The organism is Pelovirga sp. C15f (assembly GCF_057178085.1).
Window position 1 is genome coordinate 45,790 of sequence record NZ_JBXUCV010000006.1, and the last position, 25,913, is coordinate 71,702.

The window sequence follows — 25,913 nt, forward strand, 5'->3', positions numbered from 1 at the left end:
GTGGCCGGGTTGAAAAAAACAGAGCATACAGATCGGCTCCGGTTCTTTGCTGATCTGCTCTTCCATATGCATAAACAGTGGTTTTCTTTTTTGCAGCGTCCCACCCATATTAACCCCGTCGCCAGGCGTGATATTTCTTTACCCAGGCCAGAAGTGTTTCCGGAGCATGGGCTTTTTTCCAGGCCCCGGCGGTCATCTTGTTGGCTTCCGCCAGGGTCGGATAGGGGTGGATGGTGCCAAGAATCTTGTTCAAACCCAGACCCTGTTTCATCGCCAGGATATATTCCGCAATCAGATCGCCGGCATGGGTTCCGACAATGGTGGCGCCGAGGATTTTATCCTTGCCCGGCACAGTGATGACCTTGACCCAACCGTGGGTTTCTTCTTCGGCGATGGCGCGATCGAGTTCTTCCAGCTCAAAGCGGGTCACTTCAAAAGGGATTCCCTGGGCGCGGGCGTCGGCTTCATTAAGGCCAACACGGGCGACCTCGGGATCGGTAAAAGTACACCAGGGGATCACACGGTAATCAACCCGAAACTTTTTTACCTCGCCAAACAGGGCGTTAACCGCTGCATACCAGGCGTGGTGAGCGGCAACATGGGTGAACTGGTACGGGCCGGCCACATCGCCGGCACAGAAGATATTGGGGATGTTGGTCCGCATGAAAGGATCGACATCGACCGTACCGCGGTCGTTCAGACGGACGCCCAGTTCTTCCAGGCCGAACCCGGCAACCCGGGCCTTGCGGCCGACGGCAACCAGGAGTTGATCAAAGGGGATCTCCACCCTCTCCCCCTGGTGATCACAAATCAGCAGTTTGTCTTCGCCCTTGACTACCACTTCTTTGGCTGCATGATTGGTCAGGACCTGCACTCCTTCGGCGACAAAACGTTGGCGGACAAAATCTGCGACATCCGTGTCCTCTCGCCCCATAAGATGCGGCGCCATTTCAACTTGAGTCACCTGCGCGCCAAAGCGGGCGAAGGCTTGGGTTATTTCACAGCCGATTGGACCGCCGCCCAGCACCACCAGGCGTTGCGGCAATTCGCGTAGTCGCCAAAGATTGTCCGAGGTCAGATAGTCGATCTGATCCAGCCCCGGGATCGGTGGCACAAAGGGGGCAGCGCCGGTAGCGACAATGATATTGCGGGTGGTCAGGATGCGTTCTCCGACCTGCACTGTATACGCAGAGGTAATTCGCGCTTCGCCCTGAATACAGTCAACGCCGAGACCGGTATAACGTTCCACCGAGTCATGGGGTTCAATCTTTGTTACGACCTGCTGAACCCGTGCCATCACCTCGGAAAAATCAAAATCGATATCCGTTCGGCGCAGGCCAAACTCATCGGCCCGGCGCCCGTAGTTAAGGATTTTTGCTGAACGAATCAGGGCTTTGCTCGGCACGCACCCGGTATTAAGGCAATCGCCCCCCATCTTGTCACGCTCGATCAGAGCGACTTTAGACTTCACCGCCGCCGCAATATAGGAACTGACTAGACCGGCGGAACCGGCGCCCAGGACGACAATATTGTAATCGAAGGACTTCGGTTTGATAAACTTCTTCAGGGTGCGGCGTTTCTTCACAATATCAACTCCTTTACGCGCAACCAGGGGGAACACTCCGAGCAGAACAAAAGAAAAGAGCAGTCCCGGCGATAAAATCCCGCCCAGACTTTGGATCTGGCCAAGCTGGGTGCCGGCGTTAACATACACCACGGTACCTGCCAGCATCCCGACCTGGCTGACCCAGTAGTAGGTCCAGGTGCGCATCGGGGTCAGCCCCATCAGCAGGTTGATCACAAAGAAAGGAAAAAGCGGTACCAGCCGCAAGGTAAACAGATAGAAGCCCCCTTCTTTGGCGATGCCGTCATTAAGGGCCTTCAGGCGTTCGCCAAATTTCCCCTGGACCCAGTCACGCAACAGAAAACGGCTGACCAGAAAAGCCAGAGTGGCACCGATGGTGCTGGCAAAAGAGACAACCAGCAGGGCCGGCCAGAAACCGAACAGGGCTCCTCCGCCCAGGGTCATAACGGTAGCGCCCGGCAACGACAATGCGGTTACCAGGACATAGAGAACAAAATAGCCTCCCAGGGTCAGCAGGCGGTGATTAAGATAATACTGATAAAAAGCCTCTTGGCGTGCCTTCAACTCCGTCAGAGTCAGCATCTGGTGTAAGTCAAACACAAAAAACAACACCAAAAAAATGGCAATAATGCCGACCGTCAGAATTTTTTTCCAGTGACCCGTCATATCAACCTCTCACGATCTCTTGTAAAATATGGAATCATTCAGATCCGTCCTTACCACCGGGTCGGGGTTGAAGAGTTACCCGAGGGCATCCGTTCCCAGGTGTAAGCATGTCATTATCCACCCTCTTCAGAGCAACTGGTAGCGCAGGCAAAGCAGGAATAGCAACGATGATATCCGAGCATGACCCGTTTCTGCATGACACTTTTAAGGGTCGAACCCGGATTATAGCCCCTCAAGGGTCTGTGGCTGGAGATAACCACGGGGTTCATTACGGCTGATATCAATTGTTCAATGATTGTTCTTCGTGTCAATAACTGTTTTAAATAATCCCTGGTTTTAATGCTAATGATATCAGTGAAGATAGAATGTAACACAGCTTACACTCCGGCAGGTTTTAATGACGCTTTTGCTTTTATGGATTTGAAAAAAAAACCCTCCGAACAGGAAGGAGAATATCTAACTTGACACTTCCAGTCAGGAGATAAGTGCTGGAGGGGGTAGATCACTGCGCTATGGCAACCGACAGCCTTGCCTGAAGCCGTTATGGGACTGAATGTTCCTTGAGTCACAAACCCCTTCAGCAGATAGTGCGGATGCTATCGCATCAACATCAATGAGCCTGATCGACCGATAGCCCGTTGTCAGAATGCCTTTTTTTTTGTAGGCGGCAAGCAGCTCCGCCACTGTCTCACGTGAAGCGCCGATCAGATGGGCAAGGTCTTTCTGAATCAGGCGGATGACAACACTACCATCGACGCAGTGTTCCCCATGCCGACCCGCCTGCCTGCAGAGGGTCAGCAGGAGTCGCTGCTCAACCGGCAGGAATATCTGATCTTCCAGACGCAGCTCCAGTTCTGCGCAGCGGTCTCCAACGTGACACAAGATTTGCATCGCCAGGTCCGGATTTTCCTGTAATACCACCTCAACATCCTGTCGCTTGAGTGCGTAAAGCAGAGAATCATCGATCGCGACCGCACTGTGGGTTCGCAGAGACTCCCCACAGATGACCATCTCGCCAAACAGCTCTCCGGTAACGAGCACATCAAGAACAACTTCACGACCTTCAGCACTCGAACGCGATAATTTGACCCGTCCTTCGCAAAGGACAAAAACTCTGTCACCTGGATCATGGGCGACATAAACAACTGTATTGCGTTTGCAGCGCAACATATCCGCTGTTTTTGTCAAACGACACAGCTCATCTTCAGCCAAACCGTTAAAAAGTTTCAATTTTTTCAGATAATCAATTTTATCCCACATAGCATAACTTTCATCAGAGTCGCATCCGGCAAAAACAACGGGTAACTGCTCAGCTGCGCGTTTGGTCTCCGGGTGGGAAAACCGAGTTTATTTTTAATCTAGCGGTTTCTGAATGAATAAAATGTCGTTTTAATTACTTTTACAGAAAAAACAGAAAGAAAGCAGAGTGGCTTTTAAAGAAGAGAAGGTTGAGGAGCTATTGACCGGATTTGCACAGCCTTCCGGCCAATAGTCATTGTTTCAGAAAGAACTTTATTGTGCCTTACCGGTACGGATTTCGAATGTCTCAAGAAGCCGCTTCAACAGAAGTTGATCCTGTGGGTCCTGCAGATGGTCATAGGTATAAAACCAGAACCAGTAGGGCTGTGCATAACCAACCACACCTTGAAATATCTGGCGTTCATCATGCTGGGTATAATCTATTTCAAAATAGTGGGCGTGCTGGGCGCCCCTGACCTGGACAGACCGATGGCTTTGCGCATGCTTGGTCCACCCTTCTGCGGTTACCCCGGAGATTGCCGCAAGGACCGAGCCAGCAACATGGTCGGCAGTCGGTTCAGGTTGCTGTGCTTTGAGTTTGGCAAAACTGAACAAAAAATGGGCCTCACTGCGAGTGTTCAGGAAATGAAGATCCTTGCTGTTTTCAAAAAACCGGCGCGCGCGTTCCTTCGCCTCTGCTCTGGAGATCTGCTTTCCGGCATTGATAGCATTCTCCTCTTCATGTTCGGCCTGATGTTCAATCATCTGCGGCGTGACCTCGAAGCTGACCTGCCAATGTTCCGGTAAAATTTCAAGAACAAGACCCAGATCGGGGCTAAGCCGATGTAACTCAAACTCTGGGGCCATTGGAGCAGACAAGGCAATGGCATTGACTGGATCCAACCTTTTAGCAGGGCCGGCACATCCCACAGCAAGTCCCAGTAGAAACAATAAAAAAAGAAACCTTGCTCCTGTTAAATATTTCATTGTTTTCTCCTTTTATTTAAAAAATCTTTCATACCCTTTGGCATACATACCTGCTATCTACAAAGGAGAATGTAATCATGACTACTTTTTAAATTTAACTTTTATTTTAATTTTCAAAAAAAATCATAAATATTTCTGCAATTGTATTCTTGACTACATTCTTATTGTCGCCCGTCTCTTACTATTATAATTAACAAGGCGACTCGATCGAGTCTTTTGATCTCTAAGAAAGGAGAAATACTATGAAAAAATTAGCGGGTTGGAGTGTTCTTTTACTGCTGGCATTGTCATTGACCGCCTGCGCAGCCGGCCAACCGACCATGGTCAAATGTCCCAGTTGTGGTGCTGTCTTTGATATCAACGAGCATCTCGTTGAGCAAGACAAGACCGGGGGTTAGTGACCGGATTTGTCCAGCGGCGGGCCTGCAGCCAGGACCGCCGCTGGAATTTTTTGTCTTCTCGCGGTTCCACTTCACAGGGCAACTCCCGGCCATTAGCTCCGCGCCTGCCTCAACCCGGACCCTCCGGCATCAGCTCATACAAGTACCAGGTAATTTCACTGAAAAGATCAAAAAACAAAAGCAAACCGGTAACCATCAGGAGCGAACCGGTGATCACTTCCAGCAAGTGCATATGTTTTTTCATCCGGTCAAAAATGCCGACCAGACGGTTAAATGCAAGGGCAGAAAGAATAAAGGGGATGCCCAGACCGGCGGAGTAAAAGCTGAGCAGGATGGTGCCTTGCTCGACGCCGCCACCACTGCCCGCAACAACCGCCAGAATAGCTCCCAGAATTGGTCCAACACAGGGTGTCCAGCCGGCCGCAAAGACAATACCGATCAGAAAAGTGCCCATCAGCCCGGCCGGTTTATGCTGCAGAGGGATCTGCTTTTGCCTCAACAGCAGGCCGAAGCGAAAAAGACCGCTCAAGTGGATACCGAACAGAAAAATCAGCACTCCGCCCACCTTCTGAATCACCCCCAAAGCATCACGCAGATAAAAATTAACCGATGCGGAGGCCAGACCCGTCAGGGCACCTAGGACGATAAAGATCAGAGAAAAGCCGGTAACAAACAACAGAGCGTGCCATAAAACATGGATTCTGCCGGCCGAAGGCGTTTGTTCGTCTTTAAGATCAGCAAAGGAAAGACCAGAGATATAGGTCAGATAGGCAGGCACCAGGGGTAACACGCAGGGAGACAAGAACGACAGAATACCGGCAAAAAAAGCGACCCAGATGGTAACATCGACACCCATATCTGTATTCTCCCGCTATTGAGTGTTTACTCGGCCAGGAGTGGACCGATCATCTCCGCCACCATTGAACCGGTCCACTCCTGGGCTCCAAAAAAAATCTGAACAACTGCTCCCGAACGATCTACAACAAAAGTCTGTGGATAACTTAACACTCCGTAATCGCGATGCATGGTGCCTTCAACATCGTGTAAAACGCTGAAACTTAACGGATACTTTTTCAGGTATCGTGTGATCTTCCGTTCTTTTTCAGCGGTTACCGCCAGGATCTGCAACCCTTGATCTTTCTTATCCTGGTAGAGTTGCTCAAGCGATGGTTTCTCCTGGCGACAGGGAGGACAGTAGCTTGCCCAGAAATTAATAATGACGACCTGCCCCTGATAATCCGTCAAGGTTCTCTGAATGCCCTGCATATCGCGTACAGCAAACTCAGGGGCGGCATCTCCGGTTATTAGGGCCAACGCAGTTGAAGCAGAAAAAAATGTCAGCATGATGAAAAATATTGCGCAATAAAGATCTTTCTTGGCGGGGTAATATTTTTTCATCGGTTCGACTCCTGAAGAATGTTGAGTGCCTTACGGTCATTAGACCGCTCTTTGGGCCCTTGAAAATATAAGCTGGACTACTTTTCGGACGAAGTTGTTGATTTATTTGCAAAGTTAATTATTTTAATCAAGTAAAAACCTGCTAAAGTGGAGTCTTAACGTTTATCAGAGGAGAAGCAATGCAGGACAAAATCTGGTACATCAAGAATACCGGCGGCGTTTTTGCCAGCCTCAGTGATGAGGACCAGAAATATCTGGCAGATATTAGCAAAATGGAAGAGTGCCTGCGTGGCCAGCCTTTTTACTTGTCACGTGATGTCAGTGACAAGATTTATCTGGTTAAAAAAGGGCGCGTTCGCCTGGGGATGGTGAATGCCGATGGCAATGAAATCAGCCTTGATGTCCTTGGCCCTGGTGAAATTTTCGGCGAACTCGCTATTGCCGATGAAAAGCATCGGTCGCACTTTGCCGAAGCAACCGAGAACAGCCTGGTCTGCATCTTCTCGCGTAACGATTTCCAGCAGTTTTTGACAGAACATCCGGAATTGACCTTCAATATCATGAAACTGATCGGCTTTCGCCTGCGCGAAGTAGAAACCCGGCTCCAGGATCTGGCCTTTAAATCAGTGGCCGACCGGTTGAAAACAACCCTGCTACGCCTGATAGAGCGCCATGGTATCGAGGAAGAAAACGGCATCCGGCTGGCAATTACCCAAAAGGATATCGCCTACCTTGTGGGGGCAACCCGTGAAGCTGTCGCTGAGGAAATTGCCCATTTCAAACGCGCCGGGCTTCTTCAAACCGCCTATCGCTCTTTGCTGGTTCCCGACCTTGAGGCTTTTAAAAAACAAGAAAGCAAGCAATAAGAACGTGCCTCACCTTGTTGCTGCCGGGGCTTCGACAAGGGTGGACCGGTATTGTGTTTAAGGACAGTAAGCGGACGGATCAGCATCCCTTTCTGCGGCTACCAGATGGATATCAGCATACCAGGCGCGGGCTTTCCCACCGGTATTGTCGGTATCGGTCATCAACGCTATGGCACCAACCTGCGGTGGCGCCTCACCAAAAATCTTCTGATAATCCTGATAGACATTCCGGCATTCGGCGACCCAGGTTCCGGCCTGCGTATTACCGCTTTGCACCGCCACCATACGGGCGTTGCCGAAAAAGGGGTTGGGAACAACCTCCCCCTGCACCAGACGATTGGCCCAGATGTAGTTGATACTTCTGGTTTTAGGCTTGAACCAGTGGGGGAACACCACATAGACGCGGGCGGGGTAATCGTCCCCCTCTTTGGTCAGGGCATTGCCGGCAGGAATAATGCCGTCTACCTTCCAGCGCCACACCAGAATCGGATAGCTCGCCAGATCCACATCAATTTCATAAATCAATCCTGACGCCTGCTTGTGACTTTCAGCCTCAAGCACCACTGCATCGCCTTCTTCTGTCAACCGATACCGGGTAGGATCTGTTGCACGAAAAGATTGTTCACGCCAGTCGCTGTTTATTCCCGAGTCAGCGTCGTCAAAAGGCAACGGAATATCCGCTGCCAGAGCTGAAAAGGCCCCCACCGGGACCAGAATTAAACTGAGCAGACAGGCCGAATTTAACCAGTGCCTCTTGCTGACAGAGAGCAGCAGTGTGGTTTTCAGGCGCTGCATAAAAAACTGACGAATAGCATCTAAACAAGACATACAGGTTTCACGCGTTGGCATCTTGTTCTCCGGTAATGGTTTTTCGTGAACGGAATCTTTCCAGGTTATTTGTCCAGCTGCTAAAAAACTACCAGCTTTAGTCAGTCCTGAACTCATAAGATCTGATTCTCGCATAGACAGACACGAACTGACCACCTCTCTCAGTTTTCTCTGGCAAGATTTTTCAGCGGGTATTATCTTCGTCAGGATCTTTTTAGGGAGGCTTACGTGAGCAAATTCAACCACTGGTTACCACAAATCTGTCTGCTGCTGGCGATGGTTCTCTGGGCCAGCTCTTTTGTGGCCATGAAGCTGGCCCTCGTGGGATACCACCCGATGCAGGTGGTTTTCGGTCGCATGCTGATTGCAACCTTATGTTTCGTCATCTTTATCCCGGCCTTCAGCCGCCTGAAATTCCGCCGTAGGGATATCAAATACCTGCTGTTAATGGCTTTTTGCGAACCTTGTCTGTATTTTCTGTTTGAAGCCAGGGCCCTCGAATTAACCAGTGCTTCCCAGGCAGGAATGGTTTCGGCTATTCTGCCGCTGCTGGTTGCTGTTCTGGCCTGGGGCCTGCTCAAAGAAGAGATCCGTCGCCAGACCCTGATCGGCTTCGGGGTAGCTATTGTTGGTGTTGTCTGGCTGAGCCTGGCTGGAGACAGCAGTGACAACGCTCCCAGCCCCTTGCTGGGTAATTTTCTGGAGTTTCTGGCGATGGTCTGCGCTGCCGGTTATACCATTTCGGTAAAACACCTAAGCAGTCACTACCCGCCCCTGTTCCTGACAGCTTTTCAGGCGTTTATCGGCAGTCTGTTTTTTTTGCCATTTCTGCTGTTGCCGGGTGCGGGGCTGCCAACCAGCTGGGAAACCGTCCCGGCTCTGGCCGTCATCTACCTGGGGGTAGCCATCAGCTGTCTGGCCTATGGTTGTTATAATCTCGGGGTCAGCAGAATACCAGCTAACCGTGCTGCCGCCTACGTCAATCTGATTCCGGTATTCGCGGTGATCATGGGGATGATTATTCTGGGGGACAAACTGAATATGTCTCAATTATTTGCCTGTATTCTGGTCTTTTTCGGGGTCTGGCTCAGCAGCAGGAACGATCCGTTTTCCTCGGTGCAACCTGCGAAAGTTTCGTGATGGACAAGATCTCTCTAAGCCCGATTGCTGTCATTCGGTCGCCATTCAAAGAAAAGTTCGCCACGCCACGCCAATCCGGTCTGACACCATCAGTAAAAGCGCTGATTGAATTTCTACCCGGATTCAACTCAACCGAATCCGTGCGCGGACTCGCGGGGTTCAGTCACATCTGGCTACTGTTTGTCTTTCACCAGCATATGGATCAGGGGTGGAGCCCAACCGTGCGACCACCACGGCTGGGAGGAAATCGCCGGGTCGGGGTTTTCGCCTCGCGTTCCCCGTTTCGCCCCAACCCCATCGGCTTATCCGCCGTCAAACTGTTGGACATTCACAACCTAGCCGGGACGATAACCCTGGAGATTCTGGGAGCAGATCTGATCGATGGAACGCCGATCATCGACATCAAGCCATATATCCCTTACGCTGACAATATTCCGAATGCGCAGGGTGGTTTTGCCGACAGCGAGCCAACATCCTGTCTGGAGATTATTTTCAGCGCTCCGGCCCGTCGTAAACTGAGCGATTTCTCTTCTCAGACCCCGGAGCTGGAAACCCTGATCCGCGAAACCCTGGCCCTCGATCCACGTCCGGCTTATCGCCATCAGAGGGACGACCAACATTCCTACGGCTGTCGCCTCGACCGCTACAATGTCCGTTGGCAGGTCGAGGGCGCACACATCATTATCAGCGATATCGAGGTTGTTTGAATCCTTGTCCAGAAAAAAACGCCGGGGGAAATGGTTGTTTCCACCGGCGTTGTCACGATCGACCTGCCCTGATATGTTCTTATTTTTTCATCAGCTCCAAGAGTACATGGTTAAGAATGCCGCCGCTCTGGAAGAAAGCCACCTCCTGATCGGTGTCGATCCGGCATAGCACCTCAATGGTCTGGCGCTGACCGTTTGCACGAACAATCTCAAGCGGCAGTTTCTGCTTTGCCTGCAGGGCTGGGCCGGCTGGCAGGTTGAAGGTTTCACTACCGTCCAACCCCAGACTGTCAGCGCTGTCTTCGCCGGTAAACTGGAGCGGCAATACCCCCATACCAACAAGGTTGGAGCGATGAATACGCTCGTAACTTTCGGTCAGTACCGCTTTGATCCCAAGCAGTAACGTCCCTTTGGCCGCCCAGTCCCTGCTGGAACCGGTGCCGTACTCCTTGCCTGCCACCACCATCAGCGGGACCGATTCGTTGATGTAGCGTTGCGATGCATCATAGATACTCAGATCATCACCGGAAGGGTAGTGTCTGGTGACCCCCCCTTCACTGCCTGGAATCATCCGGTTGCGCAGGCGAATATTGGCAAAGGTGCCACGGACCATCAGTTCGGGATTGCCGCGGCGTGATCCGTAGGAATTGAAATCCTTCTCTTCCACCCCGTGCTCACGTAGATAGATTCCTGCCGGACTGCTTGCCTTGATCGATCCGGCCGGAGAAATATGATCGGTCGTGATGGTATCGCCGAGCAGGGCCAGCAATCCGGCATTTTTAACCCCCGGATAACCAGGCGCAATCTCCAGCGAATCAAAAAAGGTCGGCCGGCGGATATAGGTTGATTCCTTATCCCAGGCATAGGTCAAACCTTCAGGTACCGGCAGATTCTGCCAGCTTTCATCGCCATCAAAAACCTCGGCATACTCTTTCAGGAACATCCGGGCATTGACCAGGGCCACCATTTCAGCAACCTCGGCGTTACTCGGCCAGATATCTTTCAGATAGACCGGTTTTCCCTCGGAATCGCTGCCAAGCGGCTCAGTAGCCAGGTCAATGCGGGTTGTTCCGGCCAGGGCAAAAGCCACCACCAGTGGTGGTGATGCCAGCCAGTTGGCTTTGGTCTGGGCGTGGATCCGCCCCTCGAAGTTACGATTTCCGGACAACACCGACGAAACGGTCAGATCACCAGCATCAATGGCTTCAGCGATCGGTCCGCTCAAAGGCCCGGAGTTACCGATACAGGTGGTACAGCCGTAGCCGACCACGTTAAATCCTAACCGGTCAAGATAGTCCTGCAATCCGGCTTTGGCCAGGTAGCTGGTAACCACCTTGGAGCCGGGAGCCAGCGAGGTTTTAACCCAGGGCCTGGTGCTCAGTCCTTTTTCAACAGCTTTTTTAGCCACCAGGCCGGCGGCCATCATCACCGCCGGGTTGGACGTATTGGTACAGGAGGTAATTGCAGCAATCACAACGTCACCGTGATGCAGCTGATTCTTGCTGCCGGGGATGGGAACCGCCTGATCGCGGTTGTTTTCCGGTAACACCGCCTCGGTAGCAGTCCGCATCTGATCAAGCAAAACCCGGTCCTGGGGACGTTTAGGGCCGGCAAGGCTGGGTTTGACGCTGCTTAAGTCAAGTTCCAGCACGACACTGTACTCTGGATCAGCTAAATCATCGGTACGCCACAACCCCTGTTCTTTGCAATAGGCTGCGACCAGGTCAATGGTCTGCTGGCTCCGACCGGTCAGGGCCAGATAATCGAGAGTAAGCTGGTCAATCGGAAAGAAGCCGCAGGTTGCGCCATACTCAGGTGCCATGTTGCCGATCGTAGCACGATCGGCCAGAGGCAGTTGTGAAAGGCCGGCACCGAAGAATTCCACAAACTTGCCAACCACCCCATGTTGACGCAACATCTGGGTCACCGTCAGAACCAGATCCGTGGCGGTAACCCCTTCTGACAAACTGCCGCTCAGACGGAATCCCACCACCTCAGGAATCAGCATGGAGATCGGCTGGCCCAGCATTGCCGCTTCCGCTTCAATGCCACCAACCCCCCAACCCAGAACCCCGAGTCCGTTGATCATGGTGGTATGACTGTCGGTACCCACCAGGGTATCCGGATAAACCCAGGTTGCGCCATCCGTTTGTTCAGTCCACACGCCTTGAGCCAGATATTCAAGGTTGACCTGGTGGCAGATCCCCGTACCTGGCGGTACCACGCGGAAATTGTTGAACGCTTTTTGTCCCCAGCGCAAAAACGCATAGCGCTCAAAGTTCCGCTCCATTTCACGCTCGACATTGGCCCTGTAGGCATCGGAACTGCCGAAATGATCGACCATGACCGAGTGATCAATCACCAGATCAACTGGTATCTGCGGATTGATGTCAGCAGGATTACCACCGTTTTGTGCCACGGCATCACGCATCGCGGCCAGATCGACAATGGCCGGCACACCTGTAAAATCCTGCATCAGCACCCGCGCCGGACTGAATGCAATCTCGCCTGCCTGGGTTGTCTCCGTTCCCCAGTCAGCGACTGCTTCAATATCCTGGCGCTTGACCAGTTGGCCATCTTCTTTACGCAAAAGATTTTCAAGCAGGATCTTGATGGTGAAAGGAAGGCGGTCAAGGTCACCCAAACCCGAACCCGATGCCGTTCTTAAGCTGTGATAGCAATAGTCGACACCATTGACCGTCAGATTTTTTTTACTTTCAAATGAATTGCCGAGCATCGGCGACCTCCTTGTGTTGTTATTTTTTTCTGTTTTTTTTAGTCTACCCTGTGTTTCGTCAAATTGCCAACTCCACCCCATGACATTTATCCCAAACCATCCTGTACTGATAAATAGACCAGCGTTGCGCAACCAACATAGAGAAAAATTGACAGTCACTCATGCTTTCGTTGTAAAATAACGTTGTTTTTCAGTGTTTCTTGTGCTAGAAGCAATTTGTAGTAATCGGTTACCCTCGACAAAATGTATAAGGAGTAAGAGCATGGCTGAAGGTACTGTAAAATGGTTCAACGATTCTAAGGGGTTTGGTTTTATCGAGCAGGACAATGGTCCTGATGTCTTCGTCCATTTTTCTGCTATCCAGTCTGAGGGTTTCAAGTCCCTCGCTGAGGGAGATCGAGTCAGCTTTGACGTCATCCAGGGAGAAAAAGGTCCACAATCGGCAAATGTCGTAAAGATTTAACATTTTATCTGTTTTTAACTGTTTTCTACAGCAATCACTGTAGTTATGAACGTCTCTGAGGGTAGACCGGAAAGCCCCGCAAGTCATTGCGGGGCTTTTCTTTTTCGACAACCTTTATAACTCCATGGAAGGGTGGCTTCAGCCGTCAACATTGTGCCGGATCTCAGCTCCCGGCATTATTCCGGCATGCTTTTGGCCGGAGCCCAGCTCCCCGCTCTCGATCCCCGGCAGCAGCACCCGGGGATGACAACAAGACCGATTCCCTTTTCATTGTCAGCCGTTGCTCAATGCGCCCGCGCTGCCCCTTTACGCGGACATAAGTCAACGATTGCACAGCGACTGCAGTATGGAACAGGAGCCTTGCAACAGGCACGACCATGCCAGATCAAGGTATGGGCGCACTGGGTCCATTCATCTGGCGGTAACAGATGACACAGGTCTTTTTCGATCTGATCGGGATTATCCGAACGGGTCCAGCCAAAACGGCGCGCCAGACGTTTAACATGGGTATCGACTACCATGCCTGGTACGTTAAAGGCATTACCCAGAACAACGTTGGCAGTTTTACGTCCAACCCCGTCCAGGGCAACCAGCTCTTCCAGGGTCTGTGGTACCTCTCCCTGATGTTTTGCAAGCACCTGAGCCGCACAGTTGATCAGGTTTTTGGCCTTGTTACGAAAAAACCCGGTGGAACGAATCAGCGCCTCAACCTGTTCCTGTGGTGCTACCGCCAGGCTGGCGGGATCAGGATACACTCTGAATAGTTCAACCGTCACCTGATTAACCCGCACATCGGTACACTGAGCCGAGAGGATCGTAGCGACGAGAAGCTCCCAGGCTGAACTATAGTTCAATGCACAGTGGGCATCAGGATAAATCAACTCAAGGGATCTTAGCAGTTTCAACGCATTTTCGCGGCTTTTCATGTCCTGTCTTTTTCACACAAAACAACTTTTCCACATTTCATCAACTTATCCACAGACAGGCTTGGGGTGCTTGGGATTGAGGGTGACCTGATCTTTGATGCGCAGGGTTTTACGGGTATCACGGGTTTCTACATCAACAAGCAAAGGTAGTTGAATTAACGTACTTTTTGCCTCTTTACTGGTAATAATCCGGCCGCTTATGGCAGCAATAGGACCCTGAAAATAGATTCGCCCACGCCCCCAGAGGGGAAGCACTGCCGGGTAATTTGCTCGCCACAGCGGGTATTTCGCCCGCTGAATCTGTGGATTAAGAGCAACTTGTCCACAGCCCCACAGGGGCAAACCAAAGTCGCCGCCAATAATTGTTGCACAAGGAAAACTGCGACTGCCTAGCAGTTCATCGCCAAGAAGTCTGGACACTTGCTTGAGACGTTTGCCTGGATGCCAGTTCAGAGTCAGATTAAGCAGATGGACGCGTTCGGAAGCAGGGTCCAGGTCGGCCCTGACACAGAAGTCGTCATGACCTAAAGGAATGGTTTGCAAATTATGCAGGGGATAACGTGATAAAAAAGCGCAACTTCCTTCGCGGTCGGATCCATAAGCAGGTAAACCGGTCGCCTCAGCCAGGCGCTGCAGGGAGGTTTCACCCAGCGGTGAACCAACACGTTGCAACAACACCAGATCAACACCCTGTTTCCGAATCATCCGGCTACAGAGGTCTGCGCACACCTCGCCGGAACGACTGCGCTCATGGTTGAGATCGTAGCTCATGACCCGGAATCGTGCCATCTATCAACCTTTCTCAGGGTCACCAGTCATCTGCCAGACGAGGTCAGAATGAATAACCGGTTGCGCTACAATGTATCAATTCTGCGAATACTTTCAATAATTATCTGCTGTTCGGGATAGTCTTGAAAAAGATTGTTGCGCTTGAATGTCCTTTGCCTGGCAATTGTTTCAACGACATCCATTCCACTGATGACCTGCCCAAAAACTGCATAGCCAAAAGCGTTAGGAGATTTGCCCCGGTGATTAAGAAAGTCGTTATCGGTCAGGTTGATAAAAAACTGGCTGGTGGCACTGTTGACCTGGCTGGTACGCGCCATTGCCAGACTGCCGGTACGATTTTTCAGGCCATTATCAGCCTCATTAACAATGGGCGCTGCGGTTTCCTTTCTGCGGTCGTTCTTGTCAAAACCTCCACCCTGAATCATAAAACCTCTGATAACACGATGAAAAATCGTTCCATCGTAAAATTCCCGATCAACGTAAGCAAGAAAGTTTTCTACTGTTTTGGGTGCTTTCTCCGGATAAAGTTCAAGCTGAATCGTTCCATGGCTGGTTTTCATCTCAACCAGGGTCGCAGCAAACAGGCTGCCACTGCCAAGCCACGTCAGCAGCATGATTGTTATCAGAATCCTCATGGTTGCTCCTTTGTCAGAAACCTGTATTAACTCAAATTTTTTCTGCTTTGAGATCGCGCAGCATCAAATCAGTTACCGCCTGGCGCGGGTCTTTAGCCTCGTAGAGAATCTGGTAGGTTTGTTCAATGATAGGGACATCCACCCCCAGCTTTTGTGCCAACTGGTAGGCCGACAGGGTAGTTTTCACTCCCTCTGCGACCATGTTCATGCCGTCCAGGATTTCCTCGAGGGAACGCCCCTTGCCGAGCTCCATGCCAACGCTGCGATTGCGCGATAAATCGCCGGTACAGGTCAGAACCAGATCTCCCATGCCGGCCAGACCGGCAAAGGTTTCCCGATTGGCGCCAAGCTTGACCCCCATCCGCGTCATCTCTGCCAGACCGCGGGTGATCAGCGCGGCGCGGGTATTATAGCCAAAGCCTAAACCATCGGCGACCCCGGCCGCCAGGGCAATGACATTCTTCATGGCACCACCCAGCTCAACACCGACGATATCATCGTGGGTATAGACCCGAAATACCGGTGTACTGAAGAGCTGTTGCGCCGCCTCGGCAACCGCCGGTTCGTAGCCGGCGGCCACCACTGCGGTCGGCATGTGCTGACTGACCTCACGGGCAAAGGATGGTCCGGAAAGAAAAACCACGCGGCGCTTTAATCCTGAAGGAAGTTCATTGTCAAACACCTGGGAGAGCAACTGCAGGCTGTCATTTTCTATTCCCTTCGAAGCGGAAACGATCACTGCATCTGATTTCAAGGCCGGCAGCGACCGGCGTAGTACCTGGCGTGTCACTTGTGATGGGGTGACGTAAACGACAAAAGCAGCATCCTCCACCGCACTAGCAAGATCATCTGTTATCTGGAGGTTTTTCGACAGGGAAATACCGGCAAGGTAGAGATCATTGATGCTGGTTGTCCGCATCCGCAGTGCCAGATCTTTTTCAAAGCACCAGAGGGTAACAGGCAGATTCTTTTCCGCCAATAAATTGGCAAGGGTTGTTCCCCAGCTACCTGCACCGATGACCGCTATTCTGGTATTCATTCCAACCCCTCTTTTCTGTTGTGGATGCGCCTGGTTAAATGATCGATCTTCTGTTCCAGCAGCAGTGGTTGGGCATAATCCTGCAGGCTGCGGTATGCCTCCAGAGCCAACTCCAGTTCACCCCTCTCTTCCAGCAGGGCGGCCATATTAAAGCGGGCCCGTCCGGCATAGCGACTCTCTGGAAAATCGTCGACCAGCCGCTGCCAATCCCGCTTGGCTTCTTCAGCCCGATTTTCAAGTATCAGAATCGTGGCTTTACGATGAAGAACCTCCGGGATTAAAGGGCTATCCGGATATGTTGACAGCAGGTTCTCGAACTCAATCCGCGCCTGAGGATAATTTTGCAGGCGAAAGTAGCTGTCGGCTACCTCGTACAGATATTGATCGGGACTACCCTGCTCGATGTCAAGCAGGCGCTGGTAATATCCAATCGCCAGCATATCATCTCCCAGATCAATTTTTACAATCCGAGCGGCGGCCTCGCGCGCCTGCAGAATATGGCTGTGGTCCGGATAATCACGCTCCAACTTAAGGTAGGTAAGCAGCGCCTGCTGCGGATCCTGCAGATCAAAATGCCACAGTCGCGCCATCCGGTAGAGCGCCTCAGGGGCAGCAACCTCCTGGGGATAATCAGCAACAATCTGTCGATAGCTTTCCAGGGCTTCCGAGGTTCGTCCCAGGCTCTCCAGCTTTAATCCCTTTGCTATTAAACGTTGTGGCTCAGCAAAGCGGTAATCCTGCCACATGGGGTAGCCAAAAACTAACGTTGACAGCAAAACCAGAAGAATGATTCCATATTTAAGCAGGCTATTCCTGCTCTTCGTCACCATTTGTGGATTCTGGTTCTGTTTCAAGTCCTGCTTCAATTGTTTCTTCAATCTCTCCAGACTCATCGACTGAATCCTTTTCCGCCAGCATGGCCACAGAAACAATGAATTCATCTGCTTCCAGAACCATCATCCGTACCCCTTGGGTATTACGCCCTATGGCGCGAATATTACGAACCTTGGTCCGCAGCATTTTGCCACGATTGGTAATGAACATCAGATCGGAATCTTCGTCGACCATCCTGATTGCTACAACCCGGCCATTGCGCTGGCTGGTTTTGATGGTAATTATCCCTTTGCCACCACGGCTCTGCACGCGATATTCGGCAATGTCGGTACGTTTTCCGTAGCCATTCTCCGTAATCGTTACCAGTGCCATGGCGGTACTGTCAGTTACCGATTGTAAGCCGACAACCTCATCATCCGTATCCAGAGTGATGCCGCGCACCCCACGTGCTGTCCGGCCCATGGAACGGATATTGGCTTCCGGGAAGCGAATCGACTTGCCGTTGCTGCTGGCCAGAATAAGATCGCGGTTGCCGTCGGTCAAACGTGCTTCAATCAGGCTATCCCCCTCGTCGATAGTCAGGGCGATAATACCGCCACTGCGAGGATTGGAATAAGCCATCAGGTCGGTTTTCTTGATGATACCACGGGCGGTGGCAGTAACGATGTAGCGCCCCTCCTCAAACTTTTTCACCGGCAGAATCGTCGTCACCTTTTCATCCGGTGCCAGGTCGAGCAGGTTGACAATCGCTTTACCACGCGAAGCCATGCCACCCTGCGGTACTTCATGCACCTTCAGCCAGTACAGCTTGCCCAGACTGGTGAAAATCAGAATGTAGGAGTGGGTCGAGGCAATGAAGAGATTTTCAACAAAATCTTCGTCCTTGGTCCGCATGCCACTGCGCCCCTTGCCGCCGCGGCGCTGAGCTCGATACAGGGATACCGCATTGCGCTTGATGTAACCACTGTGGGTCACGGTTACTACCATGTCCTCTTCAACGATCATATCTTCCAGGGTCAGATCAGCGGTACGATCAATAATTTCGGTGCGTCTGGCGTTGGCAAACTTTTCTTTTACATCAATCAGTTCCTGCTTGATGATAGCAAGGATTTCAACCTCACTGGCAAGAATCTCTTTAAGCCGCTCGATCTGCGCCAGCACCTGTGCCAACTCTTCAAGAATCTTTTCCCTTTCAAGGCCGGTTAAGCGGTGCAGACGCATGTCCAGAATGGCTTGTGCCTGGATATCAGAAAAAGCAAAACGCTCCATCAGACGGGCTTTGGCTTCCGGCGAGTTGGCGCTGCTTTTGATGAGATCAATCACTTCATCAAGATGATCAAGGGCGATTTTCAACCCCTGCAGGATGTGCGCGCGGGCCTCAGCTTTTTTCAGTTCGAAAATGCACCGCCGGGTCACGATTTCGCGACGATGATCGATAAAATTATCGAGAACCTCGCGTAATGTCAGAATTTTCGGTTGCCCCTTGACGATGGCCAGCATAATGATACCGAAAGAGGTCTGCATTGCCGTCATCTTGTAAAGCTGGTTGAGAACAACGCCGGCAACCATGTCTTTTTTCAGCTCGATGACAATCCGCATTCCATCCCGATCCGATTCGTCACGCAGGTCGGAAATGCCTTCAATTTTCTTGTTTTTTACCAACTCGGCTATTTTTTCTATCAGCCGGGCCTTGTTCACCTGATAGGGGATTTCCGTCACGACAATGGCTTCGCGCCCACTGCGGCGATCAACTTCCACCATGGCCCGTGAACGAAGTTGAATAATCCCGCGCCCGGTTCTATAGGCCTCGCGAATTCCCTCTTTGCCGTTGATAAATCCTGCGGTGGGAAAATCCGGTCCATGAATGACATCCATCAACTCTTCGATACCAAGGCGCGGGTCATCAATAACCGCAATCAAGCCTTCTATCACCTCACCGAGATTATGAGGTGGAATCTTAGTTGCCATCCCAACGGCGATACCTTCTGAACCGTTGACCAGTAAGTTAGGAAATTTACAGGGTAATACCAGGGGTTCTTCGAGGGATTCATCGTAGTTAGGACCAAAATCAACGGTTTCCTTGTCGATATCAGCCAGCAGCTCCTGGGCCATTTTATCCATACGAATTTCGGTATAACGCATGGCTGCCGGCGAATCCCCATCAACCGAACCAAAATTCCCCTGACCATCCACCAGTGGGTGACGCATGGAAAACTGCTGGGCCATCCTGACAATAGAGTCGTAGACCGCACTGTCTCCATGAGGGTGATACTTACCGATAACATCACCAACTACCCTTGCTGATTTTTTGTAAGGCTTATTGAATTCATTGCCGAGATCATGCATGGCAAAAAGAATACGGCGATGTACCGGTTTGAGCCCATCACGAACATCCGGCAGGGCTCGACCGACAATGACGCTCATGGCGTAATCCATATAGGATTTACGCATCTCATCGACGATATTAACCGTGACCTTATTTTGTTCCGAAATCATCTATTCCTCCGAACTTCCTGCGGAAGTTTTTTAAATCCAAATCCGTTATTAGACATCGAGATTTACAACGTTAAGAGCATTCATTTCGATAAACTCCCGTCGGGGTTCGACCTGATCGCCCATCAGAACTGTAAATATTTCATCGGCCCTGACGGCATCTTCAATGGCCACCTGAAGCAAAATTCTTTTTTCTGCATTCATGGTGGTTTCCCACAACTGATCCGGGTTCATTTCACCAAGACCTTTGTAGCGCTGAATATATTGACCCTTTTTTGCTCGGTTAAGGATGGCATCCAGCAGATCCTGCCGGTTATTCACCTCCTGCTCCTGCTTTCCTTCAACAGAAATAACAGCTGGATGATCGGCACAGATATCCTCTACCTGGCGATAAGCCTGCGTCAGCAGTTTATATTCGTGGGTTGAAAGTATCTCAACGGTTTGACGATCGATACGCGCATGCAAATTACCCAAACGAACGATAATCCGGTCAGGATCATCCAATAAATCGAAGCGGGCCATCGGCTCGATCTGTCGTAGTTGTTCAACCAGGGGTTCAAGGGTGGGCTGATCGGCAAAGCCGTTACGGATTTTTCCACGTAAAAAGATACTGAGAATTTGCGCTGGTATACCCCGGTTAACAATTTTATCAAAATGCGTATTGTAATCGAGAATATGGCGCAGCATCGGAATCACCTGCTTACCGCGTACAATCTTCTGGCCATTATCCATCTCAAGGGCAATACCTTCCGTTCCGGTATCCAATAGATAATCAAGAAGAGTATCGTCATCTTTCAGATAGATTTCCTTTTTACCACGTTTCACTTTATACAGCGGTGGTTGCGCGATATACAAATGGCCACGTTCTATAATTTCAGGCATTTGTCTGAAAAAGAAGGTTAACAGCAAGGTACGAATATGGGAGCCATCAACATCGGCGTCAGTCATAATGATAATCCGGTGATATCGGAGCTTACTGACATTAAAATCATCCTTACCAATACCTGCTCCCATGGCAGTAATCAGCGTTTTTATTTCGTTAGAGGTAAGGAGTTTATCAAAACGGGCTTTTTCTACATTTAATATTTTTCCTTTAAGCGGCAATATCGCCTGATAACGCCGGTCTCGCCCCTGTTTAGCACTTCCACCCGCGGAATCACCCTCGACCAGATAAATCTCGCACAGCGCCGGATCCTTTTCCTGGCAGTCAGCCAGCTTTCCAGGTAAAGAAAGTCCCTCTAAAGCACCTTTTCGGCGGGTCAAGTCACGCGCTTTGCGTGCTGCCTCCCGGGCGCGTGCTGCTTCAATCCCCTTCTCCAAAATTTTTCTGGCAACTTGCGGGTTTTCTTCGAGAAATGTGGACAACTGTTCGTTCATCAAAGCTTCGACATGGCCTTTAATTTCTGAATTTCCCAGTTTGGTTTTGGTTTGCCCCTCAAACTGAGGATCCGGAATTTTTATTGATATGACAGCAGCAATACCTTCTCTCAAATCATCACCGGATATGGCAATTTTTACATTTTTCAATAAATTATTAGCCGTCGCGTAGGTATTCATTGTTCGTGTCAATGCCGCTTTGAAACCACTTAAATGTGTTCCCCCCTCGTGGGTATTGATATTGTTTGCAAAAGAAAATATTTTTTCGTCAAAACCATCGTTGTATTGAATGGCAATTTCTATTTCTGCATTTTCTTTTTTACCATGAAAATAGATAGGTGCCGGATGAAGTGGACTTTTAGCTCTATTCAAATATTCGACAAAGGAGCGGATACCACCCTCATACATAAATTCATAAAATTTATCGGAACGTTCATCAGTAACCTTGATACGCACTCCCGCGTTTAAAAAAGCCATCTCACGAAAACGCTGAGAAAGTGTTTCAAAATTAAAGTTGACTGTTTCAAAAACAGAAGAATCAGGCCAGAAGGTAATTTTTGTTCCTCTTTTTATTGTTGAACCATACTCTTCCAATGGTGCTTCAGGTATTCCTTTGTTATATCGTTGACGGTAAATTTTTCCTGCCCGTCTTATTTCTAGTTCCAGATGACTTGATAAGGCATTAACAACAGATACACCAACACCGTGGAGACCACCTGATACTTTATAGGCACCCTCTCCCTTGTCATCAAACTTGCCACCTGCATGTAATATGGTCATAACCACTTCAGCAGCAGATTTTTGATATTTTTCGATGATTTCTACCGGAATGCCGCGACCATTATCTTCAACTGTAATCGAGTTATCTTCATGAATATTTACTAAAATCTCGTCACAGTAACCAGCTAACGTCTCATCAATAGAATTATCAATGACTTCATATACAAGATGGTGTAATCCCTGTGTTGATGTTGAACCAATATACATTGCAGGTCTTTTACGTACAGCTTCTAGTCCCTCAAGAACTTGAATGCTATCACCACTATAGTTTGATTCTTCTGTCATGAATTTTCCTTATTCTCAAAAATATTTCCATTATTAATATAAAAAATTTTGTCTTTTTCTTTATAAAAAGAAGGTTTTTTAAGGGAAGTGATAAATGATTGACCACAATTGGATAATAAATACTCGATTAAAATTTTTTGTCTTTTTTCATCAATTTCGCTGTTTGCGTCATCTATAAGAAGTATAGGACTAAAAGAATTTTTATTTTTTAAATGAATAATCTGAGCAAATTTAAAAAAAAGTAAAAAAGTCTTTTTTTGTCCTTCTGATCCTATTGTATCTAAATCATTATTACTTATTGATAAGGAAACAGCATCTGTATGTTGTCCCAAAAGTGTATAACCTAATCTTTTTTCTTTTTTTTCAATTTTTTCAAAATCTAATCTTAATTTTTCTTTATAATCAAATATATCTATTTTTTTATAATTTATTTGATAAGTTTCTTCTTCAATTAAATCATTATATTCAAATAATATATCATTAATTTCCTGAATATAAACTACTCTTTTTTTTACTATTTCATAGGATAAATCAATTAGTTTTTCAGTCCATATATAATTGTCTTTATTTTCTTTTAAACATATATTTCTATTTTTTAAACATTTTAAATAGTTCAAATGTAAATCAATATAATTCACATCAATAAGATAAATTGATTTATCTATCAAACTTCTTCTAAGTGAAGGGTTTTTTAATAAAAAATTTATTTCACTTGGATAATATAAAATAATTTTAAAAAATTCCGATATATCTTTTATTTTTGATTTTTTTCCATTTATTTCTATATTTTTTTCTTTATCAATCTGAATTTTTATATCGTAATGAACATTATTATTTACTATTTGAAACTTTAATACTGATTTTTTTTTATCATTCAATAAATTTCTAAAGTTATTTGTTCTGAAACTTTTACCAAAAACTAAAAAATAAATTGCTTCAACAAGGTTTGTTTTTCCTTGTGCATTGTCACCGATAATAAAATTTTTTGTTGATGATGGTTCAAAATATACTGAAGCAAGATTCCTGAAATTTTCTATTTCTATTTTTTTTACTGCCATTAAACTAAAATCTCATTGGCATTATTACAGATAAATATTCATCATTATCAAATGGAACTATCATACCTGGAGAAATATTATCTTTTATGTAAAACTTTATTTTCTCACATTTTAAAATATTTAAAATATCAAGAATATATTTAGCATTAAAACCAATAGTTATATCATCACCATTATAAATAACGTCCATTTCTTCTTTTGCATCACCAAAATCTGGATTAGAAGAAGAAACTGTAAGTTTATTATGAGTTAAATTTATTTTTACTCCCTTTGTTTTTTCATTTGATAAAACTGATATTCTTCTCAATACATCAATTAGTGATTTTATATTTATAATAGAAAAATTGTCTGATTTTTCAGGAATAACTCTTTTATAATCAGGAAAATCTCCATCAATCATTCTCATTACAAAAGTTGTATTTTCATCAACATAATTAAATAAATTATCTGTAACACCAATTTTTATTAATCTTTTTTCTGAATCTATTATTTTATTTAATTCGATTATCCCTTTTTTTGGTAAAATAAAACCAGTTTTGAATTTTTCATTTAAATCAAAATCCAGGGACTTATTCATAACTGAGAGTCTATGACCATCAGTTGATACAAAATTAATTTTTCCTTCGTCCAATTTTATGAATATTCCCGTCAAATTGAATTTAGCTTCATCATTTGATACTGAAAAGACTGTTGATTCGATCATTTCATCAATTGAATGACTATCAAATTCAAAAAGTTCATTACTCTTATCTGGAAATTTTGGAAATTCATCAGGTGGTAACCCAACTAAATTAAAAACTGATTTATCACAGGATATTTCTACCCAATAATTGTTTTTTTCTTTAATATTAACCAGATTATTTGGAAATTCTTTTACTATTTCAAATAATTTTTTTGCTGAAATTGTTATTTTTCCTGGTTTTATAATTTCACATTCTAAAGAAGTTTTTAGTCCAATTTCAAGATCTGTAGCTGATAAAGTTATTTTATTTTCAAATGCTTCAATATATACATTGGATAGAATTGGAACTGTATGTTTTTTATCAACTATTCCTTGTATTTTAAATAAGACATTTAAAAATATATCTTTTTTAACTCTAAATTCCATATTTATACTCTCCTCAACAGGTATTACTTCTTTTATATATTATATATTTTAACCAGTAATAGTAGGTCCTGTTTATAAGTTGATAATTTTATAACTGACTGATTTTTTTCTATTTTTTAATAATAAGAAATATATCAAATTTATTATTATCCACCCTTTTTTCTTTTTTTTAAATTTTTAGATTTAGTTCAACAATTTATCCATCAACTTATCAACAGTCATTTTAAGACTCATGTCTTTTGACATTTTTTCTTCTATTTTTTTTATTGCATGGATTATTGTCGAATGATCTTTTCCACCAAATTTATCACCTATCTCCGGATAAGATAAGTTGGTCATATTTCTGCTTATGTACATTGCTATTTGTCTTGGAAAAACAATATTTTTTAATCGTTTTTGAGATTTAATATCTGTTGTTTTTATCTGATAGTATTCGGCAACTGTCTTTTGAATTCTGTCTATTGTTATTTCTTTATTATTTTCGACAATGATATTTTTTAATACTTCTTTTGCCATTTCTACGTTGATTGGTGTAGATGTCAAACTTGAATATGCTCCAACTCGTATTAAATAACCTTCTAATTCCCTAACATTGCTTGTAAGAGAATTTGCTAAAAATGATATAACATCTTCCGGCACATTTATATTATTTATCTCTGATTTCATTTTCAGTATTGCTTGTTTAGTTTCCGTATCAGGTTCTTGTATATCTGCTATTAGACCCCACTCAAATCTGGATCTAAGTCTTTCTTCTAAATCGGGAATTTCTTTAGGAAATTTATCAGAGGTTACAACTATTTGTTTGTGAGATTCATATAGTGCATTAAATGTATGAAAAAACTCTTCCTGTGTACTTTTCTTTCCAGCTATAAATTGAATATCATCTATCAATAATACATCTATAGATCTGAATTTATTTCTGAACTCTTCCATCTTTCCATGTCTTAAAGAATTTATCAGTTCATTAGTGAATTTTTCAGATGAATAATAGGTAATAGTTAAGTTGTTGTTATTTTTAATTATCTCGTTTCCTATTGAATGTATAATGTGAGTTTTACCTAGGCCTACTCCCCCATAAATAAAAAGTGGGTTGTAAGTTGTTGCAGGGTTTTTTGCAACAGCCATTGCAGCAGCATGCGCAAATTGATTTGACGGGCCTGACACAAAAGTATCAAATGTATACAAATTATTTATATTCGAAACATTTATTGATTTAATATTCTTGTTTTCTTTTACTTTTTTTGTTTCTTCAACTTTTTCATATTCTTCATTTTTAACATTTATTTTTTTATTATTTTTTCTATTTACTTCGATTTCTAAATTTATATTTTTTCCTGTTTTTTCTTGTAATTTTATGGTTATTTTTTTTTTATAATTATCGTAAAACCAGTCTCTCACAAACTTATTAGGAGCTTCCAGAATTATTGTATCTTCTGTACTTGTTATATAAATAAGGGGATCAATCCAGGTTTTGACATTCTGATCACCAACCTCATCTCTTACGCTTTTTACAATTTCATTCCAGAAATTTTCCATTGTAACCACTCTTTTAATTAAAAAAAACTTAAGCCG

Annotated in this window: 22 protein-coding genes; 5 read left to right on the forward strand and 17 right to left on the reverse strand. The window is 46.6% G+C overall.

Translation table 11 applies throughout. From position 1 onward, the window contains the following. Nucleotides 1-109: 109 nt before the first annotated feature. The 3 genes from AC1931_RS12745 to AC1931_RS12755 all read right to left on the reverse strand — a co-directional run bounded on the left by AC1931_RS12745 (nt 110) and on the right by AC1931_RS12755 (nt 4,477). Nucleotides 110-2,251, reverse strand: a complete 2,142-nt coding sequence (locus AC1931_RS12745) for an FAD-dependent oxidoreductase (RefSeq protein WP_483877655.1) — start codon at nt 2,249-2,251, stop codon at nt 110-112. 510 nt (nt 2,252-2,761) lie between these two features. Then, a complete protein-coding gene (locus AC1931_RS12750) occupies nt 2,762-3,511 on the reverse strand; it encodes a Crp/Fnr family transcriptional regulator (protein ID WP_483877656.1) in 750 nt (249 codons plus the stop codon). A 252-nt stretch (nt 3,512-3,763) separates the two neighbouring features. Continuing rightward, nucleotides 3,764-4,477 (reverse strand): hypothetical protein, encoded by a 714-nt coding sequence (locus AC1931_RS12755; RefSeq protein ID WP_483877657.1) that lies wholly within the window; start codon nt 4,475-4,477, stop codon nt 3,764-3,766. A gap of 242 nt (nt 4,478-4,719) precedes the next feature. Here AC1931_RS12755 and AC1931_RS12760 point away from each other — a divergent pair, with 242 nt between their 5' ends. Next, entirely contained in the window at nt 4,720-4,875 is a 156-nt protein-coding gene (locus AC1931_RS12760; protein WP_483877658.1) for a hypothetical protein, read from the forward strand. Nucleotides 4,876-4,987: 112 nt separating this feature from the next. On the opposite strand, the gene AC1931_RS12765 is transcribed toward AC1931_RS12760, so the two are convergent. Beyond that, the gene (locus AC1931_RS12765) at nt 4,988-5,734 is read right to left on the reverse strand and encodes a cytochrome c biogenesis CcdA family protein (RefSeq protein ID WP_483877659.1); all 747 of its coding nucleotides are present in this window, start codon (nt 5,732-5,734) and stop codon (nt 4,988-4,990) included. Between the two features lie 26 nt (nt 5,735-5,760). Then, entirely contained in the window at nt 5,761-6,276 is a 516-nt protein-coding gene (locus AC1931_RS12770) for a peroxiredoxin family protein (protein WP_483877660.1), read from the reverse strand. 179 nt (nt 6,277-6,455) lie between these two features. On the opposite strand from AC1931_RS12770, the gene AC1931_RS12775 reads away from it, so the two are divergent. Further along, nucleotides 6,456-7,142: a Crp/Fnr family transcriptional regulator gene (locus AC1931_RS12775; RefSeq protein WP_483877661.1), complete on the forward strand. Its 687-nt coding sequence runs from the start codon at nt 6,456-6,458 to the stop codon at nt 7,140-7,142. Nucleotides 7,143-7,199: 57 nt separating this feature from the next. On the opposite strand, the gene AC1931_RS12780 is transcribed toward AC1931_RS12775, so the two are convergent. Then, complete coding sequence (locus AC1931_RS12780; protein WP_483877662.1) at nt 7,200-7,991, reverse strand: DUF3047 domain-containing protein; 792 nt, start codon at nt 7,989-7,991, stop codon at nt 7,200-7,202. Between the two features lie 207 nt (nt 7,992-8,198). On the opposite strand from AC1931_RS12780, the gene AC1931_RS12785 reads away from it, so the two are divergent. Together AC1931_RS12785 and tsaA are read left to right on the forward strand one after the other, a co-directional pair. Beyond that, nucleotides 8,199-9,110, forward strand: coding sequence for a DMT family transporter (locus AC1931_RS12785; RefSeq protein WP_483877663.1), 912 nt, complete (start codon nt 8,199-8,201; stop codon nt 9,108-9,110). Then, nucleotides 9,110-9,817, forward strand: coding sequence for a tRNA (N6-threonylcarbamoyladenosine(37)-N6)-methyltransferase TrmO (gene tsaA / locus AC1931_RS12790; RefSeq protein ID WP_483877664.1), 708 nt, complete (start codon nt 9,110-9,112; stop codon nt 9,815-9,817). The genes AC1931_RS12785 and tsaA overlap by 1 nt, the downstream gene beginning before the upstream one ends. A 79-nt stretch (nt 9,818-9,896) precedes the next feature. On the opposite strand, the gene acnA is transcribed toward tsaA, so the two are convergent. Next, nucleotides 9,897-12,554, reverse strand: coding sequence for an aconitate hydratase AcnA (gene acnA / locus AC1931_RS12795; protein ID WP_483877665.1), 2,658 nt, complete (start codon nt 12,552-12,554; stop codon nt 9,897-9,899). A 262-nt stretch (nt 12,555-12,816) separates the two neighbouring features. Between acnA and AC1931_RS12800 the strand changes: the two genes are divergently transcribed. After that, nucleotides 12,817-13,017 carry a cold-shock protein gene (locus tag AC1931_RS12800; RefSeq protein WP_191155658.1) on the forward strand — a complete coding sequence of 67 codons (201 nt, stop codon included), beginning with the start codon at nt 12,817-12,819 and terminating at the stop codon, nt 13,015-13,017. A 284-nt stretch (nt 13,018-13,301) separates the two neighbouring features. On the opposite strand, the gene nth is transcribed toward AC1931_RS12800, so the two are convergent. The 10 genes from nth to dnaA form a co-directional block, all read right to left on the reverse strand. Beyond that, on the reverse strand, nt 13,302-13,943 hold the full coding sequence (gene nth, locus AC1931_RS12805; RefSeq protein WP_483877666.1) for an endonuclease III: 642 nt from the start codon (nt 13,941-13,943) through the stop codon (nt 13,302-13,304). Nucleotides 13,944-13,988: 45 nt separating this feature from the next. Next, a complete protein-coding gene (locus AC1931_RS12810; RefSeq protein ID WP_483877667.1) occupies nt 13,989-14,732 on the reverse strand; it encodes an endonuclease/exonuclease/phosphatase family protein in 744 nt (247 codons plus the stop codon). A gap of 65 nt (nt 14,733-14,797) precedes the next feature. After that, nucleotides 14,798-15,367 (reverse strand): peptidylprolyl isomerase, encoded by a 570-nt coding sequence (locus AC1931_RS12815; protein WP_483877668.1) that lies wholly within the window; start codon nt 15,365-15,367, stop codon nt 14,798-14,800. A 31-nt stretch (nt 15,368-15,398) separates the two neighbouring features. Further along, nucleotides 15,399-16,406 (reverse strand): NAD(P)H-dependent glycerol-3-phosphate dehydrogenase, encoded by a 1,008-nt coding sequence (locus AC1931_RS12820; RefSeq protein ID WP_483877669.1) that lies wholly within the window; start codon nt 16,404-16,406, stop codon nt 15,399-15,401. Further along, nucleotides 16,403-17,299 carry a tetratricopeptide repeat protein gene (locus tag AC1931_RS12825; RefSeq protein WP_483877670.1) on the reverse strand — a complete coding sequence of 299 codons (897 nt, stop codon included), beginning with the start codon at nt 17,297-17,299 and terminating at the stop codon, nt 16,403-16,405. The genes AC1931_RS12820 and AC1931_RS12825 overlap by 4 nt, the downstream gene beginning before the upstream one ends. Then, complete coding sequence (gene gyrA, locus AC1931_RS12830) at nt 17,214-19,736, reverse strand: DNA gyrase subunit A (protein ID WP_483877671.1); 2,523 nt, start codon at nt 19,734-19,736, stop codon at nt 17,214-17,216. Before gyrA ends, AC1931_RS12825 begins: the two co-directional genes overlap by 86 nt. Nucleotides 19,737-19,784: 48 nt before the next feature. Further along, the gene (gene gyrB / locus AC1931_RS12835; protein WP_483877672.1) at nt 19,785-22,175 is read right to left on the reverse strand and encodes a DNA topoisomerase (ATP-hydrolyzing) subunit B; all 2,391 of its coding nucleotides are present in this window, start codon (nt 22,173-22,175) and stop codon (nt 19,785-19,787) included. After that, a complete protein-coding gene (gene recF / locus AC1931_RS12840; RefSeq protein WP_483877673.1) occupies nt 22,172-23,233 on the reverse strand; it encodes a DNA replication/repair protein RecF in 1,062 nt (353 codons plus the stop codon). The genes gyrB and recF overlap by 4 nt, the downstream gene beginning before the upstream one ends. Before the next feature lie 4 nt (nt 23,234-23,237). After that, nucleotides 23,238-24,341 (reverse strand): DNA polymerase III subunit beta, encoded by a 1,104-nt coding sequence (gene dnaN, locus AC1931_RS12845; RefSeq protein WP_483877674.1) that lies wholly within the window; start codon nt 24,339-24,341, stop codon nt 23,238-23,240. Nucleotides 24,342-24,524: 183 nt separating this feature from the next. Next, nucleotides 24,525-25,877, reverse strand: a complete 1,353-nt coding sequence (gene dnaA, locus AC1931_RS12850) for a chromosomal replication initiator protein DnaA (RefSeq protein ID WP_483877675.1) — start codon at nt 25,875-25,877, stop codon at nt 24,525-24,527. Nucleotides 25,878-25,913: the final 36 nt, after the last annotated feature.